The following is a 16,110-nucleotide window of genomic DNA, read 5'->3' on the forward strand; positions in this document are numbered from 1 at the left end:
ACGCTCAATTATTAAAGTGTTGAGCGTTGCTTGTGAAGAAGATATTTTTATATATTAAGTGCATTCCGCGTCTGACGATAGATTTCCAGCCGTGACAGCGATTTCGGACTATTATTGGTCTGATTCACTGTGCGGCTGTTGTCGTTATTGTAGTTGTTCACCACAGTTGTGCCGCCCGCGCCTACCATTGCGCCGGTCACACCGGACATATCCACATTGAAGTCAGAATTCATCGCAATGGCCATAGCGTCCGCCACACCGGAGATTGCCTTCTCGACATATTTCTTGCTCTTGTTGATACCCTGTGCAAGCCCCTTCATGAAGTCCGGCATCCAGCTTTCAAACTCCGTCAGAGGTCCCTTATCAGGAACGGAGAAATGCAGATAATCGCTGATCGCTCGTGCCACATCCGCAACAGTGTTGATGAGATTGCCGAGCATATAGTTCAGACCGTTGATAAGGTTCTGCATGAGGTCGCGTCCCCACGACCATGAACTGTTGACCTTGTCCATGACCGCATCATATACAGCCCTCATTGCATTTGTGACTGCATCACGCACGCCGCCAAGCCGATCACCGATACCGTTCCGGATATTATCCCAGATAGACAGCACAGCGTCCTTTACCTGATTCATTGGATTTCTCACGATATCCGGCATCGCGTTCCATACAGACTGCACCACGGTTCTGATCGCATTCAGCGCAGTATTCACTACATCCTTCGCAGCATTCCATGTTGTAGAGATCATATTTTTGATGTCAAGCTGTCCGGTATTGATGAGCGTTTTCATTGCTGTCCAGACCGCAGTCACGATCTTTTTGATCCCATCCAGTGCTGCCTCAATAACAGATACAGCCGCTTTCCATGTTGTGGTGATGACCTTTTTGATGCTGTCGAGCGCATTTTCAACCACGGAAACAATGGCCTTCCATCCGCCTGTGATACCGATTTTGATCTGCGACATGGTCGCATCAATTGCTGTATTCGCATTTGCCCAGACGTTTTTTACAGTATCAAAGACCTGTTCCATGAACCCCTGCACTGCAGTGACAACATTGGACAGAGCATTTCTGATAACAGTGCTGATCGTTTCTGCAAGATTGCCTGCAAAGCCATTGATTGCATCGCCAACAACACCAGCGTTCTGGTTGATACCGTCTGCAAGTCCCTGCATGAAGTCAGGCATCCAGCTCTCGAAATCAGCCAGAGGTCCTTCATCCGGTACCGAGAAGTGCAGGAAAGACTTGATCTTATCTGCAACGCCCTTTACAGCGTCTGCAACCTTGCCTATACAGTTTTTAATACCGCTGACAATGTTGTTGATGATATCCGCGCCCCACTGAAATGCCTGAGAGCCGAGATTTTTAATGAAGTTTACTGCCGCATTGAAGCCGTTGACAATCGTATCCTTGATGGCTGTGATCTTTTCGGTGACCGCTGATTTCACACTGTTCCAGATATTGGAGACAGTGTTTTTTATTGCGTTCATGACTGTGCTGACTGTATTTTTGATGCCGTTCCAGATGTTGGATACCGTAGAGGAAATAGCGTTCAGGACGCTGCCGACAAATCCGCTGATCGCATTCCATACAGCCGATACGACTGCATGAATCGCATTCAGCGTATTGGTGATGTGATTCTTAATGCTCTCCCAGATAGAGGAGATCACTGACCAGATTGCATTCAGAATACTGGAGATGAAGCCGGAGATCGCATTCCATACGGTAGAGATCACATTGGAAATGGTATCCATTACCGTGCTGACAGTGGTAGAGATCGCATTCCAGATCGTTTCAAAAAATGTCTTGATGCCCTCTAGAACGATTGTCACAACAGCTTTTATCGTCTCCCATGTTGTAGTGATCTTTTCGTGAATCCAGTCCATAACACGGGAGATGATCACATGGATCGCTTCAAAAATCGTCTCGAACAGATACCTGAATGCCTCCAGCAGCGGAGAGATAAAGTCGTAAATGGTCTGCCATACAGTTGTGATAACCGACCAGATCGCATTCAGCACCGTGCTGATCGCTGTATGAATCGCGTTCCAAACGACAGTGATAACAGTTTGGATGAGGTTGATTTTCTCTGCGACGCTGTTGTAAATTGCAGTCCAGATACCGACAAAGAAATTCTTGATACCCGTCCAGATAGTTGTGAAAAAGTTCTTGATCGCATTGAGGACTGTGCTTACGAAGTTCTTTATACCGTTCCAGATGTTCACAAAGAAGTTCTTGATGCTCGTCCAGACGCCTACCCAGAAGTCCTTTACTTCACCAAGATCTGTACCGAAAATACCGCAGAGCATATTCAGCGCATTTTTCAGCGTATCCTTGATGAAATTCCATACCGCTACGAAAATACCCTTAATACCGTTCCATACCTTATCCCAGTCTCCCGTGAAGATGCCGACGAAAACATCCAGAACACTCAGGATGATGTCTGTCACGGCCTTGAAGATATTCGCGATCTGCTGGAACTGCCCCTCAAAGATCGGTTTCAGGAACTTGCAGAGACCGTCCCATACAGCCTTGATGATCTCGGTGATGTTTTTGAAATCGAAGCCCAGCGCATTGATACGGTCAACGATACCCTGACAGAAGCCGGAAAAGATACTTTTGATCTGTTCCCAGATCGCAGTGATCTTGTTTCGGAAGTCCTCATTTGTTTTCCATAGATGCACAAAAGCCGCTACCAGAGCGGCGATGACCGCAATGACAGCGACTACGGGTGCGGATATACCGCCGATAGCTGCGCCGAAGGATGAAAATGCTGCTTTTGCGCCTGCGATCATGGAAGGCAGGTTTGCTACAAGCTGCATCAGCTTGCCGACACCGACCATTGTTTTGCCGATGACGAGAAGCAGCGGCCCCAGTGCCGCCGCCACAAGAGCGATTTTCACGATAGTCTCCTTCGTTGCCGGAGACATCGCATTGAATTTATCAATAAGTCCCTGAATACGGGTAACAATAGACCTGATTGCAGGCATCAGGATCTCACCGAAGCTGATTGCAAGCTCCTGCAACTGAGATTTCAGGATGGTCATCTGTCCGGCAAGGTTGTCCTGCATGGTGTCTGCCATGCCCTTCGCAGAACCTTCACAGCCGTAAATGGCAGTAGAGAGCTTGTTATAGTCCTCCTCACTGGCATTGATGATCGCAAGCATACCCGCCATATTCTGCTTACCGAAGATAGCGGCAGCCGCCTGCATCTGCTCTGCCTGTGCAAGGCCCTCTGTTGTTGTTGACAGTTCTGCAACAATATCATCGAAATCACGGGCATTTCCCTCGGCGTCTGTCAATTCCACATTGACCTTGCCCATTTTCTCGCGGAGCATACCCATGATATCTCCGAGCGAACGCATATTGCCGTCTGCATCGGTCATGAGTGTATTTGCCCCGGCGATCTCTTTGGAGACACCTTCCTGTTCTTTTGCAAGTGCCTCCTGCGCACGGGCAAGTTTCAGCTGTGCTTTTTCGTAGTTATTGCTTGCAAGCTGTGCCTGCGAACTGCCCTCGCCGTACTTGCTGATCGCATCGTTCAGTTTGATCTGTGCATTGTCAAGGGAGATAGTCGCATCCTCTACAGCCTGTTCAGCTTTCTCAACCTTTGCAAAGTCGATTTTCTGAATGGTCTCAGTGCTGATAAAGCCGAGCTGCTGCATTGCTGCCGCCTGCTGTTTGGTCGGTTTTGTGAGGTTTACAAGTGCGTTTTTCAAGCTGTTACCGGCCTGAGAGCCTTTGATACCTGAATTAGCCATGAGTCCGAGAGCAATAGATAAGTCCTCCGCACTCGCTCCCATTGAACCGGCAATCGGAGCAACATATTTGAAGGATTCGCCCATGAGAGACACATTCGTGTTGGCGTTACTCGATGCTGCCGCGAGGATATCTGCGAAGTGCGCAGAATCATCCGCGCTCATACCAAGAGCCGTCAGAGCGTCCGTAACAATATCCGATGTCGTTGCAAGGTCTTCACCGGAAGCTGCAGCGAGGTTCATAATACCCTCGACACCGTTCAGCATATCCTCGGTTTTCCAGCCCGCCATTGCCATATAGTTCATGGCATCAGCGGCTTCCGATGCTGAGAATTTCGTCTGACTGCCCATCTCCCGGGCCTTATCTCTCAGTGCCTGAAGATCCTCACCGGTCGCACCGGATACAGCGGAGACCTTGCTCATGGATGCATCAAAATCCGCTGTAGTTTTTACAGCGGCAGTTCCGAGTCCGAGGATCGGTACAGTCACATATTTTGTCAGGTTCGTACCGACCGTTGCGATCTTGTCGCCGACCTTTTCAATAGATGCTCCCGCTTCACCGATTTTTACAAGTGCCGTCTGAGAATTTGCAGCTTCCTGCTGCAGATTTCGCAGTTCCTGTTCCGTATCGACAATTTCACGCTGAAGGGCGTCGTACTGCTCAGGCGGAATCGGATGTCCGAATTCATCGGAGACATCCTTTGCCTGCTGTTTCAAGCCGTTCAGCTCATCGGTGGTCTGCTTGATCTCACTTTGCAGGGCATCATATTTCTCCTGCGAAATTTCACCGCGGGAAAGCTGTTCATCGGCGATGCGGCTCTGCTCCTTCAGTTCCCGGAGCTTTGTCTCAGTCTCACCGATCTTCTGCTTGATAGGGTCGTATTTTGCCTTCCACGCATCGTAATTGTCTTTGGTTTTGGCAGCCTGTTCGCTGGCTTTTTTCAGTGTTTCGAGCTTGTCACTGGTCGATGATACGGCATCGGCAAGCAATCGCTGTTTCTGCGACAGCAGTTCCGTATTGGTAGGGTCGAGCTTCAGCAGCTTTTCGACATCCTTGAGCTGTGTCTGCGTGTTTTTGATATTCTTATTGACACCTTCAAGGGCTTTGCTGAGTTTCGTGGTATCGCCGCCGATCTCAACGGTGATGCCCTTGATTCTGTTTGCCATGCGGATCACCTGCCTTTCGCATGGGTATATTCAAGCATTAAAAATGTGCTGTTATTGTTTCATCAGCCTGAATGTTTCTGACAGGCTTTTGTGTTTCAGCTTCCTCGGCTCAAACCCGATCACATCGAAAAACAGGTGCATAACAGCACCGCCGAAAAATACAGAAATGAGTGTACCAATACCAACCGAGCCGCCGAGTAACCACCCAGCAAATGTGATAACTGCCCACAGTAGTATCTCAACCACCCCGATCGGTATCTTCGGCATTCGTTTCCCGATAGCAATCAGCAGCCCGTCCTTCGGACCACAGCCCTGTTCTGCTGACATATACAGATACATTCCGAGTGAGATAAACAGAAATCCGAACAGCATCAGTACGATACCCAGCCAAATGCTGTGATTCTCAGGATATGGGGAATAATCGTTCAATAGCTGTGTCAGGTTCCCGGTTATAACAGCATCCAGTATTGTCGCAGACCCGATACGCTCCAAGAAAAGAAGCTGTATCAGAACCGCAGTCACAGAGATCAGCACCATAGAACTGCCGTAGTTCAGCGGTGTATGCTGTGCGATACCCATGCCGAGGCAGTCCCAAGGTGCCAGACCAATGTTTGCGGCTATCGTCAGATGCACACCGAAGGAGTAAACGGCAAGCCCGAATAAGATCCGCAGCCAGCCGGAAACGATGTGCTTTTTAGAAGGCATCGAAGTTTTCCTGCGTTGCCTTGATCGGGTAATCATAATCGTCATTATCCTTTTCAATGAACATTTCGTTGACCATCCCGATAGTGAGCAGATCAAGGTCGGAAAGACTCAGCCCGATCTGCACACATCGGAGAAGGAACAGCGGCGTTGTCATCTCGCGGTCAACTGGGCGAGACTTTTTTTTGACTCTGCCTGCGTCTCCAGATTCACGCCCCAGAGTTCAAAGAGCTGCGGCAGCACTTCGTAGATTGAGAAGGTGTTGAACTGCTCCAACCACTCATCCGGGCTGTCCGGAACGCCCTCCGGGTCAGCGTGCTTTGCCATAGTCCAGGCGATATTCTCGAACACCTCAAGGCTCTCGATACCGAGACCGGAATTCTCCTCATCGCTCTCGTCAACCGAATCCTTCAGCGCAGAGAAATCCTTGAAGATGTCCTTGCGGAACTTTGCACGGTAAAGGCGAGGCAGTGTAGCACTCGCCTTGAAAGGAACCTCGATGCCGTCAACAGTAATTGTTTTTCTGATAGCCATATACTTTCCTCCGAATCAGTCAGTAGTAGTGGATGCGGCTGTGCTGCCGCCCTTTGTGGTACTTGCGGAACGTGTATTGGTGCTGTTGTTGGTAGTAGCCGCTGTCGGGATATAGACGGTGTTGTACCAGTTGTTGTAGGTGGTCTCATCTGTGCTTTCACAGGTCTTGGACTTTACCAGACCGGAAGGCAGCGCAGAAGCCTTCAGCGACAGTGTCTCTGTCTTGACTTCCTTGCTCTCCTCAGTGGTCTGACCTTCAGTTGCAGGACGGGATGCAGAGCAGCAGTACAGCACATGACGAATGTGATTTTTGTCTCCGTCAAACTCGAACAGGAGTGCGAACTGCGATGTCTCCGCATCGTTGCGCTCCACGAGAACGCCCTTGCTGTCGAGCTGTTCGCCGAGGATATCGGTTGCGAAATCGGTGGTGATGAGCGCGATTTCGAGGTCACCCTCATAGCCTGCGTTGTTGTTGATAACGTAGTAAACGGTGTTGTCGGCGTAGAAATTGTCGTTCTCGCCGTTTGCGTCAATGCTCAGCGAGACTGCACCGGGCAGACGGACAGGCGTTGCAAATGTCGGCACACCGTCATCGCTCCACGCTGTGATCTTTGCCCAGTGAACCTTGTTCAGACCGAACTTGACCTTGTTTTTCTTCAGAGCCATATTCATACCTCCAATGTGTACAGGACCTCATAGAGCCGTTCGCTCTCGATCCATGTTTCAGATTTTGTATAATAAATATTGTGCTGATGCAGTACTTCCTCTACACGCTCCTCCGCATCCGGGGATTTTTCATCGGTGTACAGTTCAATATGCAGCCGCTTGAAGCTGACATACATCAGATTATCCGCACTGAATGTATTTTCACCGGGAGACAGAAACAGCGTGAACGGAGGATCTGGGCTTTCACCCTCTGCGAAATGATGATACGCAAAGGGCAGCCCGATCTCCTGCATCATCTCGGAAATTTCTTCGTAGGTCACGATAACTCCTTTTTAATGAGCGTTTCGAGCATATCCGCACCGTTTGCTTCGGCAGGAGCGATATGCGGGATAGCCGCCACACGTCCGCCGCCGCGCTTTGCATGACCGTGTTCGAGGAGATGTGCGATCTGATAGCGGTCTTTGCTGTGGACGGTCATTTCCAGTGTGTGGCTGTTTTCCTTCGTTTTCTTCGCTGTCCAGCTTCGCTTGTAGCGCCCGGACTTCACAGGGGCGTTGGCAGAGATCTCGTTTTTGACCGCTGTTGCCGTTTTTCTCACAGCGCGTTTCATGCCCGCATCTGCAAGCTCCGCATATTCCGTCAGTCCCTTCATGACCTCCGATGCCAGATCGTCAATAGATGTCATCCTTCGCACCTGCCTTTCTGGATTCGCAGATCAGCTTCATATAGTCCTGCGTCTGATAATTCGGCACAATGCCCTTGATGTCATAGTCAATACCTTCAAAGCGGATGCGGTATACGGTAGAAGCCATCTTTTTTGTCTGCGGGGTCTGACGGATAATGACCTCCAGCTTTTGTATCTCTCTGGTCACTCCGGTATTTGTTTCCTCAGCTGCACCGCCCACGGTATTGGATACCGTCACGGAAGCCCAGAGGGAGAACACCTCCTCCCACCGGGCTTTGTGATTTCCGATCGCATCTTTTTTGACATGATTTTCGAGGACGGCGATCCGCTGATTCAGTTTTCCAATCTCCATCAGACCACGCCCTCTCTTTGTGCGAATAATAGCGCCCTGAGTGTCAGTGTCAGTGCATGATAATCTGCAGTATTGCGGTTTTCATAGAGGTAAGATACAGTATACAGCATAGCCTGCCGGGAGGTTTCCTCATTTTCCGCTAACTGTTTTTCGGTCATGCGTCCCACATCCATCACGAGCCGCTGCGCCGTATCGATCAGAGTGAGGATGAGCTTGTCATCCTCACAGTGGTCAACACGGAGGTAGTTTTTTGTTTCAGGCAGTGAGATCAGATTCACTTATCTGCCCTCCGTTCTTATCAGCCGTTGCCGCCGGTATTACCGCCGGTTGTACCGCCGCCGGTGGTGTTGGACTTCGTACCTGCCATCTTCAGCACCTTCACGGACTCCGGCAGGATCAGACGACCGTCCACACGCTGTGTGGTAAGGAAGCCGACCTGATCGGTGCGGGCATACAGCTCGTTCAGACGGCGGAAGGTGCGGTTCTGACGGTCTGCCACCCAGTAATTCTTCATGTCACCGAAGAGAAGCACACGCTCGCCCTTGGCGATACCGGGCATGAAAGAGCTGGTGCGGATCGGTCTGCCGAGCAGAGTGTCCGGCTTTGCGATGTCGAGGGACGGCTTCCAGAGGTAGTTGTCGTTCTTGTCCTTCAGCTTCATGAGCTGAAGCAGGATTGTCTCATTGCAGACGAACTGTGCGTTTCTGCGGTAGGGAGACTTCAGGCTGTAGTAGAGATCAAAGATCTCATCGAAGGTGATCGCTGTCTGCGAAGCGGCAGTCACGCCAAGCTCTGCACCGCCGGTCTCATCGAGGATACCGAGGGGCTTCTTGTCGCCGTCACCGGTGAAGAATGCACGCTCCTCGGCATTGCCCATTGCAACACCGAAACGTGCAGCGATATACGATGCGAGGTCAAAGGCGGAGTCGTGCAGAAGCTCGTTGCTGATCTTGATCATCGTGCCGAGCTTGTATGCGGAGAGGGTCGTCTGACCGAAACGTGTATCGGTCTCCGGGATCTCCTCACCCTCATCGATCCACTGTGCCTCCATCGTATCGTTCGCAATCGGGATCTTACGGGTGCCGGAATTGGTCTTGATGACCGTTGCCATCTGACGGAAGATGTTGTTCTCTTCCAGTGCCTGAATCAGTCTGCGCTCGAACTCGTCCGGCACAGTGTAGCCGCCCTCGGTGTCCTCACCGACAGAGAGTGCGTTGCGGACTGCAAGCTGATCGCCCTTGTTGCGGATCATATCCCAGAAGGCAGACTTGTACTCGTCAGTCGCGGTCGGGTTGGTGGGCGGCGTATTCTTTGTGCAGGGAGCGTTGGTGACGGGCTTGGAGGTCGGTGCGGAAAGTGCCGCATCGAGGGCTGCCTGCTGCTCAAGGCGCTCGATCTCTGCGCCCAGCGCCTGCACCTCACCGGCCATTTTGTTGTACTGCTCCACTGCGGAAGCCTCCACGAGACCGTTCTCACCACGGTGCTTTTCGAGGAATGCCTTTGTCTGCTCCCACAGGGTATTACGCTTGCTGCGAAGTTCCATGATCTTGCTCATATCTTTTCTCCGTTTCTGCCGGATATCTCCGGCTGTCATAAAAATACAGCCTGCTTATCTCAGAAAAGCAAGCTGCTGTTTCAAAATCTCATACGGCATAGCGCCGTCAGCGGTTTTGCCGTCCATACCGATCACAGGTATTTCCGGCACTGTAACTGTCGGTACGGTCAGCTCTTCCTCGGAAGGTTTCTGTGCATCATCTGCCTTGCCGTCATCGGACGGCTCTGCGCCTCCCGGTGCTGCGGAAGCGGTGATCTTTCCCAGAATGGTCTGTCCCATGACACGGGTACTGTACTCCCAAAGGGCATCGCCGGTGTCCAGCTTGAACGGCTTCTTTTCGGTCTCTTTCTTTTCATCGCCCTCATCGTCACCGCCTTCCTTATCGGGCTTGTCAGGCTCGTCCGGATCGTCAGGATCATCCTCCTTCTTGTCCGGTTCGGGCTTTTCGTCAAAGAGGATCTCATCAGCAAAGCCCAGCTCGACCGCCTTTTTCGCATTGATCCATGTCTCATCGGACATGAGTTTGCTGATGCGGTTTCGGGAAAGACCCGTCTTTGCGGCATATGCGTTGATGATGCTTTCTTTGACCTCGTTCAACGTTGCAATTGCTTTTTCCATGTCCTTTGCATTGCCGAAAGCAATGGTGGACGGGTCATGGATCATGAGAAGTGCGGTGGGAGACATCTGCACGGTATTGCCTGCCATAGCGATCACACTTGCCGCTGATGCAGCGATGCTTGCGATTCTGACAGTGACATTGTGCGGATAGTCACGGATCATTGTGTAGATCTCTGCAGCGGCGAAGACGTTGCCGCCCGGTGAATTGATCCAGAGTGTGAGGTCGCCGTCCTCGGTATACAGCTCATCTCTGAAATCCTGCGGCGTGATCTCATCGCCCCAGAACGAATCCGAGTCGATCGGTCCCTCCAGGCGGAGCACTCTACCGCCGCTGTCATCGTGAATATAGTCCCAGAATTTCGGCATTTACATCCCTCCGTTTCGTACTTTCTTCCTGCGCCTTTTCCGCAGGAATCTGTCATCGGTCGATTCTTCATCCGGTTCGTCCTGTTCCTCTGTATCTGTCTGCTCCGGCTCGTCCAGGTCGTAGGCGGCACCTGCATCCTGCAGCTTGTTATAGCTGCCGTTGAGGTAATAATCATCACCGCCGAGATCGTGCGGAATAAGATCCATGTTTTCAAGCCTGCGCACATCATTCGGGCTCATAAAGCCGTTACCGACACCGATCGCATAAGCGTTCATTCTGCTCTGATAATCGCCGCGCATCAGGCCGTCCACATTGAATTTCGGGAAATATACATCCTGTTCCTCCTCCAGCAGAAGGTCTTTGATGATGCCTTTTTCAATGCGGATGATCCACGGCATGAGCGAATACTGCACAAATGCGATGCCCTGATGCTCGATGTTATTGAAGGTGCTGCGCTTCAGGTCCTGTACCAGATGGGGCGGCACCTGAAACATTCGGCAGATCTCTTCCACATCAAATTCTCTTGTGGATAGGAACTGCGAATCCTCCGGCGGCAGCGAGATCGGTTTATACTGCATTCCTTCTTCTAGGACTGCGATGCGGTGCGCATTGCGGGAACCGCCGTACACCCTCGTCCAGTTCTCACGGATCTTTTCCGGATTTTTCAGCACGCCCGGATGTTCCAGAACACCGGCAGGCTGCGCTCCGTTTTTGAAGAAGGCGCTGCCGTAACGCTCCACCGCCATTGCTGCGCCCAGCGCATTTTTCATCATGGCAATGGGTGAAAATCCCACAAGTCCGTTGAATCCCAGACCGGGAATGTGAAGAATCTCGTCCCGCTGAAAAATGATATCCTTGTCATGCTCACCGGGCTTTTCGTCGGTGTATGCATGGTAGGTGTAAAACAAGTCGCCGCTTTTCGGGTCGCGGTCGATCTCCATGTTTTCCGGAAGCAGCGGATACAGACCGAGGATCTCGTTCTTACCGTCCCGGACGATCTGTGCGTATGCGTTGCCCCAGAGCAGCAAATGACACATCAGCGCCTCCCAGAATGAAAATGAACTCATTTCGGGATTCGGCTGCCGGTAGAGTATCTTATACAGCGGATGATCGGTAGCGCGTTCCTTATCCTCTCCGGCACCTGTATATCTGTACAGATGCAGCGGAAGCCCTGCGATAGTATTTGACAGCAGTCTCACACAGGCATAAACGGTCACGATTTGCATTGCCGTTCGTTCATCGACACGCTCTCCGCTGTGCGTCATTCCGAAAACAAACAGATTACCGGAATCGCGGACATTGTCCCGGATATCCGGCAATGACGGTGCATCTCTCGGCTTGTTGATGCCAAGCCAGCTTAATAAGCCCATAAATATTACCTCCTACAGAACGATCAGGTCATGATCGGGTTCGTCATAGACACTGCCCTGCATTTCATGGCGGATCACTCTGTCGAGTGCCATGATCCATGCGACAATGCCGTCGATTTTCTCAGTACTTTTCTTTTTGCTCGGTTTGATATTCTCCGCCGCATCAATTTCAGCGACCACATTTCCTGCCATCCATCTGAGAACGGGATTGCCGCCGTGAACGAACATACCTTCGAGTATGAGCTTGTACAGCTCCTTCATCGGCGGTGACATATCCTTGAAGCCCATGCCCATCGGAACAACGGTAAATCCGTCTCCCTCAAGGTCTGTGATCAGCTGTGTAGCGTTCCATCGGTCGGCTGCGATCTCCTTAATGTTATACATGGTGTGCAGTTCGTTGATCGTTTTACGAACAAAGTTATAGTCCACCACATTGCCCTCTGTGATATGAAAAAGTCCCATGCGCTCCCAGACATCGTAGGGAACATGATCTCGCCGCACACGCAGGTCAAGCGTTTCTCTCGGCAGCCAGAAGTGTGGGACAACGATGTATTTTTCGCCCTCTGTCAACGGCGGGAACACCAGAACAAAAGCGGTGATATCCGATGTGCTGGAAAGGTCCAGTCCCGCATAGCACTCTCTGCCTCGTAGCTTTTCAAGGTCGATCGGTAGATTTCCTCTGTCGTAGATATGCTCCGGGATCCATGCGACCGCACTGCCGACCCACTGGTCGAGTCTAAGCTGACGGAATACATTTTCTTCAGCAGGATTTGTCAGCGCCTCACGGTGCGCATCACGGACACGGTCAATGGTGATCGTATGCCCGAGAGACGGATTTGCTTTGTACCATGATTCCTCGGCGTTCCAGTCGTCATCATCGTTCAAGCCATATATAACAGGATAGAAGGAAGGGTCGATGCGTCTGCCGTCCAGAATATCTTTTGCTTTGGTGTGGTATTCGTAGCAGATGCTGTTGCGGTCAGTGCCGGCGGTGGTAATAAGGAAGTACAGCGGCTGTGTTCGTGCGTCGCCGGAGCCCTTTGTGAGAACATCCACAAGGCTACGGTTCGGCTGCGCGTGAAGCTCGTCAAGTACCAGACCGGATACATTCAGACCGTGCTTTGTGCCGACTTCAGCCGAAAGCACCTGATAGAATCCCACATTGCTGTAGTTCACCAGTCGTTTTGTCGCCGCCATGATCTTGGAGCGTTTCAGAAGCGCCGGCGTCATTTCCACCATGCGCTTTGCAACGTCAAAAACGATGGAAGCCTGCTGCCGGTCAGCGGCAGCACCATAGACTTCGGCGGACGGCTCGTTGTCGGCGTACAGCAGATACAGTGCAATTGCCGCTGCAAGCTCCGATTTTCCGTTTTTCTTCGGAATCTCAACATATGCTGTACGGAATTGCCGGGTGTCGTCTTCTTTTACAACACCGAAAATATCCCGGATGATCTGCTCCTGCCACGGCAGCAGCCAGAACGGTTTGCCCGCCCATCTGCCCTTGGTGTGGCAGAGGTTTTCTATAAAGCGAACAGCCCTGTCCGCTTTTGCCGCATCGTAATGGGAGTCCGGCAGCATGAAGCGGGTGGGCTGATAATCGGTGAGTTTCGGATAATTCGCAGGTCTTTCTCTTGCTTTTGCTGTTCTTGCCATCAGCCGCCTCCCAGAAGTGCATCCATATCGTCAACGGCGGCGTCCTTCATATCTGCACCGGCAGTGATACGGCTTCTTGCTGCCGGAGTCAGTCCGAACTGTTCTGCGATCTTGTTCATGATCTTCAGATAGGTCTGCGCAATGCTGACCTGCGGGACCTGCTGCCAGTAGCCGGATTTTGTTTTTACGATCGTGCCGTGCTGCGTCATGAATTCCTCGGCTTCCTTCCAACGGGCGTATGCCTGACAATAGGATGCGAATGCCGCCTGATCGACCTCGGTCAGCACACCGATCGCTTCAAGCTGTTTGGATAGCCTGCGCCATTCCTTTTTTGCTTCGGGCTCCAGCCACTTCGGACAGGGCGGTGCTTTTTTCACAGGCTTTGGTTCAGCCTCATTCAGCGGACGCTTGCCCGGATTGCCTTCCAGCTCTTTGATCGCAGTGGGTTTTGGTTTTCTGCCTCTCTGAGCCATCCGCATCACTCCTTCCTGTAAAAATGTGCATAAAGAAAAGAGCCTGCATTTGCAAGCCCTTTCTATGTATGTTTGCTGCCTTTAGTTGTACTCATGCATCAGGATCGCCAGCGCCATTTCTGCGGCTTCGTTCTGGGGCGGAACATCTTCGCCCCGGTCGTAGTTGTAAATGACCTTGCCCTCGACCTTCAGTGTCAGTTTGCTGATCCTGCCGCCCTCGATTCCGTACTGGCTGCCCTCGTCGTAGGCTTTCACCCAGTAGTGAACCACCGTGTACTTTCCGTTGTCATTCGGGACTCCGATCGTACCTTCATGCCACATAATGTTTTCCTCCGTATTTTCGTAGTTTTCGGCTCGGTTTCCCGTTCCGTTGTACACATATTAACTCTAAACATTGAATATATCAAGTGTGAGTAATAACAATGATCTCTGCGGTAGTTTCCGCTTGTTTGTGTACTTTACGCCCGCCCACAGGAGACGTGTAAACGTACTGTTTGGGGCTTGTATTTTCAGTCGAATAATGATATACTGTTAATGTGAGGTTATCATCTCACATATATGAGATGGTAGGCTCGTATCCCCCACAGTTATTGGGGGTAAAACTAAAGTTTTCTATTAATCTGAGATGATTTTGCTCACATTTGAGTTGGTGGTATTAATTATGGATAATATGTATTGGCCGGTATATAAAAATATCGAAAGAGAGTTTTTAAAAATTGCTGAATATATTAATATTTGTGACGAGCAGTTGAAAGTATATTCGTTTCATATTGCTGATTTAATTATTAGATGCGCAATTGAAATAGAGGCTATTTCAAAAGAATTATATAAAAGATTGGGCGGAAATATGAACCCAGTAGATGAGAATGGAAAAACAAGAGACTTATATTTTGATACGGATTGTTTAGGACTCTTAGAAGAAAAATGGGGCATCAGTAAAAAGAAGGTAAAAGTCTCTGCATTAGAAGTGTTTTTGACTAGAGAAGAAAATATAATTCTTACTCCTTTGAAAAAATCGAATAAGAGGGGATCAAGTGGCTCACAATGGAAAAAGGCGTATCAAGCATTAAAGCATGACAGGCGAAATTCACTAAAATGCGCAACTATTGAAAATTTAATTTCTTCAATGGCTGCCTTATTTATTCTTAATTTGTATTATAAAGATGAGACATCTGATCTTGGAAGATTATATATGAATGATAGAACATTTGATAGTAGAGCCGGCTCAGACATCTTTAATGCATATGTAGTATCTGCAACGACTTTAAGAATGGAACTAGAAATGGATGATTTAAATATAATAAATATAGATGAAGAAAAGAGGAAAGAATCCATTTTTATTATAAAATACACTGACAGCACATACCGTGAAATGCATAGAGCTTTTTGCTTAGATTATTATGAGACCAAAAGTAACTTTGACAAATCAGAAGTTATACAAAAATATGTGGCAGAACATCCTGAATCCAAGGAGAAGTCTATGAACGAGATTTGCATTGAAGCTGGAGGACATGAATTATTATGCAATATTTTTGTTAATAGGCATTCTTTAAATTCAAAAAACTATAGGACAGAAGTTATCGTTAATAAAAATGAGGATATATATCAAAAATTAAAATACATAGATTAATATTTATCAATACGGATGGTTGAAGAATAATCATTATATAAATGATAGGAGCAACAATTTCGCAATCCATTTAATAATTGACATTAGCAACGCAATGCAGAAAATTGGAGGAGCGTAGGAATACTACTCACTAAGCAAGACTTTATTACTATCACAGAATACATAACGAGGCAGAGGCCCCTTTCGGGGGTTCTGCCTTTTGGCTTATCTGCCGGTCATCCATTCCCATTCGCTTTCGCAGGCGTCTGCGTACTCTGCCTCGAAAAGTGCATCGTCGTCGATCCATTCGGTTTCGTAGTCAATATCCTCGATGCCCTCAAAGGTCGTGCCGTTTGCGGCGGCATCTTCCTGCACAAGGCTGTCGGCGTTCTCCTCAACCCAAGCACTGAAGTCTTCTGCGTCGAGGTCGTCCTCGTTCTCGACCTCCAGTTCGTAGCCTTTATCCTCGGTGTCGTACCAAAGGATCGTGGCGCTTCTGATCGCCTCGCGTGCGTTCCAGTCGTCTCTGCCTGCCATTGCTCTTGCCTTTGCCATTCCGTAGCTGATCATTGTTTTTTCCTCCGCTTTTCGTTGTTTTGGT

General features: G+C 49.8%; 17 protein-coding genes. 1 reads left to right on the forward strand and 16 read right to left on the reverse strand.

Features of this window, described 5'->3' with window-relative positions:
- Nucleotides 1–47: 47 nt before the first annotated feature.
- From RF007C_RS05695 to RF007C_RS05760, 15 genes are all read right to left on the reverse strand, one after another.
- Nucleotides 48–4,925 (reverse strand): phage tail tape measure protein, encoded by a 4,878-nt coding sequence (locus RF007C_RS05695; RefSeq protein WP_051456542.1) that lies wholly within the window; start codon nucleotides 4,923–4,925, stop codon nucleotides 48–50.
- Between the two features lie 51 nt (nucleotides 4,926–4,976).
- Nucleotides 4,977–5,630, reverse strand: coding sequence for a YczE/YyaS/YitT family protein (locus RF007C_RS05700; protein ID WP_037298031.1), 654 nt, complete (start codon nucleotides 5,628–5,630; stop codon nucleotides 4,977–4,979).
- Nucleotides 5,620–5,784, reverse strand: a complete 165-nt coding sequence (locus tag RF007C_RS17725; RefSeq protein WP_193385749.1) for a hypothetical protein — start codon at nucleotides 5,782–5,784, stop codon at nucleotides 5,620–5,622. Before RF007C_RS17725 ends, RF007C_RS05700 begins: the two co-directional genes overlap by 11 nt.
- A complete protein-coding gene (locus tag RF007C_RS05705) occupies nucleotides 5,781–6,161 on the reverse strand; it encodes a hypothetical protein (RefSeq protein ID WP_037298034.1) in 381 nt (126 codons plus the stop codon). The genes RF007C_RS17725 and RF007C_RS05705 overlap by 4 nt, the downstream gene beginning before the upstream one ends.
- Nucleotides 6,162–6,176: 15 nt before the next feature.
- Entirely contained in the window at nucleotides 6,177–6,827 is a 651-nt protein-coding gene (locus RF007C_RS05710; RefSeq protein ID WP_037298035.1) for a major tail protein, read from the reverse strand.
- Nucleotides 6,828–6,829: 2 nt separating this feature from the next.
- Nucleotides 6,830–7,147 carry a hypothetical protein gene (locus tag RF007C_RS05715; protein ID WP_037298038.1) on the reverse strand — a complete coding sequence of 106 codons (318 nt, stop codon included), beginning with the start codon at nucleotides 7,145–7,147 and terminating at the stop codon, nucleotides 6,830–6,832.
- Complete coding sequence (locus RF007C_RS05720) at nucleotides 7,144–7,512, reverse strand: HK97 gp10 family phage protein (protein WP_037298040.1); 369 nt, start codon at nucleotides 7,510–7,512, stop codon at nucleotides 7,144–7,146. The genes RF007C_RS05715 and RF007C_RS05720 overlap by 4 nt, the downstream gene beginning before the upstream one ends.
- The gene (locus RF007C_RS05725) at nucleotides 7,499–7,864 is read right to left on the reverse strand and encodes a head-tail adaptor protein (RefSeq protein ID WP_037298042.1); all 366 of its coding nucleotides are present in this window, start codon (nucleotides 7,862–7,864) and stop codon (nucleotides 7,499–7,501) included. The genes RF007C_RS05720 and RF007C_RS05725 overlap by 14 nt, the downstream gene beginning before the upstream one ends.
- On the reverse strand, nucleotides 7,864–8,142 hold the full coding sequence (locus tag RF007C_RS05730; RefSeq protein ID WP_343203229.1) for a head-tail connector protein: 279 nt from the start codon (nucleotides 8,140–8,142) through the stop codon (nucleotides 7,864–7,866). Before RF007C_RS05730 ends, RF007C_RS05725 begins: the two co-directional genes overlap by 1 nt.
- Before the next feature lie 20 nt (nucleotides 8,143–8,162).
- Complete coding sequence (locus tag RF007C_RS05735; protein ID WP_051456543.1) at nucleotides 8,163–9,419, reverse strand: phage major capsid protein; 1,257 nt, start codon at nucleotides 9,417–9,419, stop codon at nucleotides 8,163–8,165.
- Nucleotides 9,420–9,473: 54 nt separating this feature from the next.
- Complete coding sequence (locus tag RF007C_RS05740; protein WP_051456544.1) at nucleotides 9,474–10,403, reverse strand: head maturation protease, ClpP-related; 930 nt, start codon at nucleotides 10,401–10,403, stop codon at nucleotides 9,474–9,476.
- A complete protein-coding gene (locus RF007C_RS05745) occupies nucleotides 10,404–11,774 on the reverse strand; it encodes a phage portal protein (protein WP_037298044.1) in 1,371 nt (456 codons plus the stop codon).
- Nucleotides 11,775–11,786: 12 nt separating this feature from the next.
- Nucleotides 11,787–13,427, reverse strand: a complete 1,641-nt coding sequence (locus RF007C_RS05750) for a terminase large subunit (RefSeq protein WP_206537798.1) — start codon at nucleotides 13,425–13,427, stop codon at nucleotides 11,787–11,789.
- Nucleotides 13,427–13,900, reverse strand: coding sequence for a phage terminase small subunit P27 family (locus tag RF007C_RS05755; RefSeq protein WP_037298047.1), 474 nt, complete (start codon nucleotides 13,898–13,900; stop codon nucleotides 13,427–13,429). Before RF007C_RS05755 ends, RF007C_RS05750 begins: the two co-directional genes overlap by 1 nt.
- Nucleotides 13,901–13,981: 81 nt before the next feature.
- Nucleotides 13,982–14,221 carry a DUF7678 domain-containing protein gene (locus RF007C_RS05760; RefSeq protein WP_037298049.1) on the reverse strand — a complete coding sequence of 80 codons (240 nt, stop codon included), beginning with the start codon at nucleotides 14,219–14,221 and terminating at the stop codon, nucleotides 13,982–13,984.
- 340 nt (nucleotides 14,222–14,561) lie between these two features.
- Between RF007C_RS05760 and RF007C_RS16380 the strand changes: the two genes are divergently transcribed.
- Complete coding sequence (locus RF007C_RS16380; RefSeq protein WP_051456545.1) at nucleotides 14,562–15,530, forward strand: hypothetical protein; 969 nt, start codon at nucleotides 14,562–14,564, stop codon at nucleotides 15,528–15,530.
- Nucleotides 15,531–15,734: 204 nt separating this feature from the next.
- Here RF007C_RS16380 and RF007C_RS05770 read toward each other — a convergent pair whose 3' ends face one another.
- Nucleotides 15,735–16,079, reverse strand: coding sequence for a hypothetical protein (locus RF007C_RS05770; RefSeq protein ID WP_037298053.1), 345 nt, complete (start codon nucleotides 16,077–16,079; stop codon nucleotides 15,735–15,737).
- Between the last annotated feature and the right edge of the window lie 31 nt (nucleotides 16,080–16,110).

Origin of the sequence: Ruminococcus flavefaciens 007c (assembly GCF_000571935.1) — a bacterium.
Taxonomy (GTDB): domain Bacteria; phylum Bacillota; class Clostridia; order Oscillospirales; family Ruminococcaceae; genus Ruminococcus; species Ruminococcus flavefaciens_F.

Excerpts from the sequence above, each read along its gene's own strand:
- RF007C_RS05695 (WP_051456542.1), bottom strand. The coding sequence starts at position 4,925 with ATGGCAAACAGAATCAAGGGCATCACCGTTGAGATCGGCGGCGATACC.
- RF007C_RS05700 (WP_037298031.1), bottom strand. The coding sequence starts at position 5,630 with ATGCCTTCTAAAAAGCACATCGTTTCCGGCTGGCTGCGGATCTTATTC.
- RF007C_RS17725 (WP_193385749.1), bottom strand. The coding sequence starts at position 5,784 with ATGACAACGCCGCTGTTCCTTCTCCGATGTGTGCAGATCGGGCTGAGT.
- RF007C_RS05705 (WP_037298034.1), bottom strand. The coding sequence starts at position 6,161 with ATGGCTATCAGAAAAACAATTACTGTTGACGGCATCGAGGTTCCTTTC.
- RF007C_RS05710 (WP_037298035.1), bottom strand. The coding sequence starts at position 6,827 with ATGGCTCTGAAGAAAAACAAGGTCAAGTTCGGTCTGAACAAGGTTCAC.
- RF007C_RS05720 (WP_037298040.1), bottom strand. The coding sequence starts at position 7,512 with ATGACATCTATTGACGATCTGGCATCGGAGGTCATGAAGGGACTGACG.
- RF007C_RS05725 (WP_037298042.1), bottom strand. The coding sequence starts at position 7,864 with ATGGAGATTGGAAAACTGAATCAGCGGATCGCCGTCCTCGAAAATCAT.
- RF007C_RS05735 (WP_051456543.1), bottom strand. The coding sequence starts at position 9,419 with ATGAGCAAGATCATGGAACTTCGCAGCAAGCGTAATACCCTGTGGGAG.
- RF007C_RS05740 (WP_051456544.1), bottom strand. The coding sequence starts at position 10,403 with ATGCCGAAATTCTGGGACTATATTCACGATGACAGCGGCGGTAGAGTG.
- RF007C_RS05745 (WP_037298044.1), bottom strand. The coding sequence starts at position 11,774 with ATGGGCTTATTAAGCTGGCTTGGCATCAACAAGCCGAGAGATGCACCG.
- RF007C_RS05750 (WP_206537798.1), bottom strand. The coding sequence starts at position 13,427 with ATGGCAAGAACAGCAAAAGCAAGAGAAAGACCTGCGAATTATCCGAAA.
- RF007C_RS05755 (WP_037298047.1), bottom strand. The coding sequence starts at position 13,900 with ATGGCTCAGAGAGGCAGAAAACCAAAACCCACTGCGATCAAAGAGCTG.
- RF007C_RS05760 (WP_037298049.1), bottom strand. The coding sequence starts at position 14,221 with ATGTGGCATGAAGGTACGATCGGAGTCCCGAATGACAACGGAAAGTAC.
- RF007C_RS16380 (WP_051456545.1), top strand. The coding sequence starts at position 14,562 with ATGGATAATATGTATTGGCCGGTATATAAAAATATCGAAAGAGAGTTT.
- RF007C_RS05770 (WP_037298053.1), bottom strand. The coding sequence starts at position 16,079 with ATGATCAGCTACGGAATGGCAAAGGCAAGAGCAATGGCAGGCAGAGAC.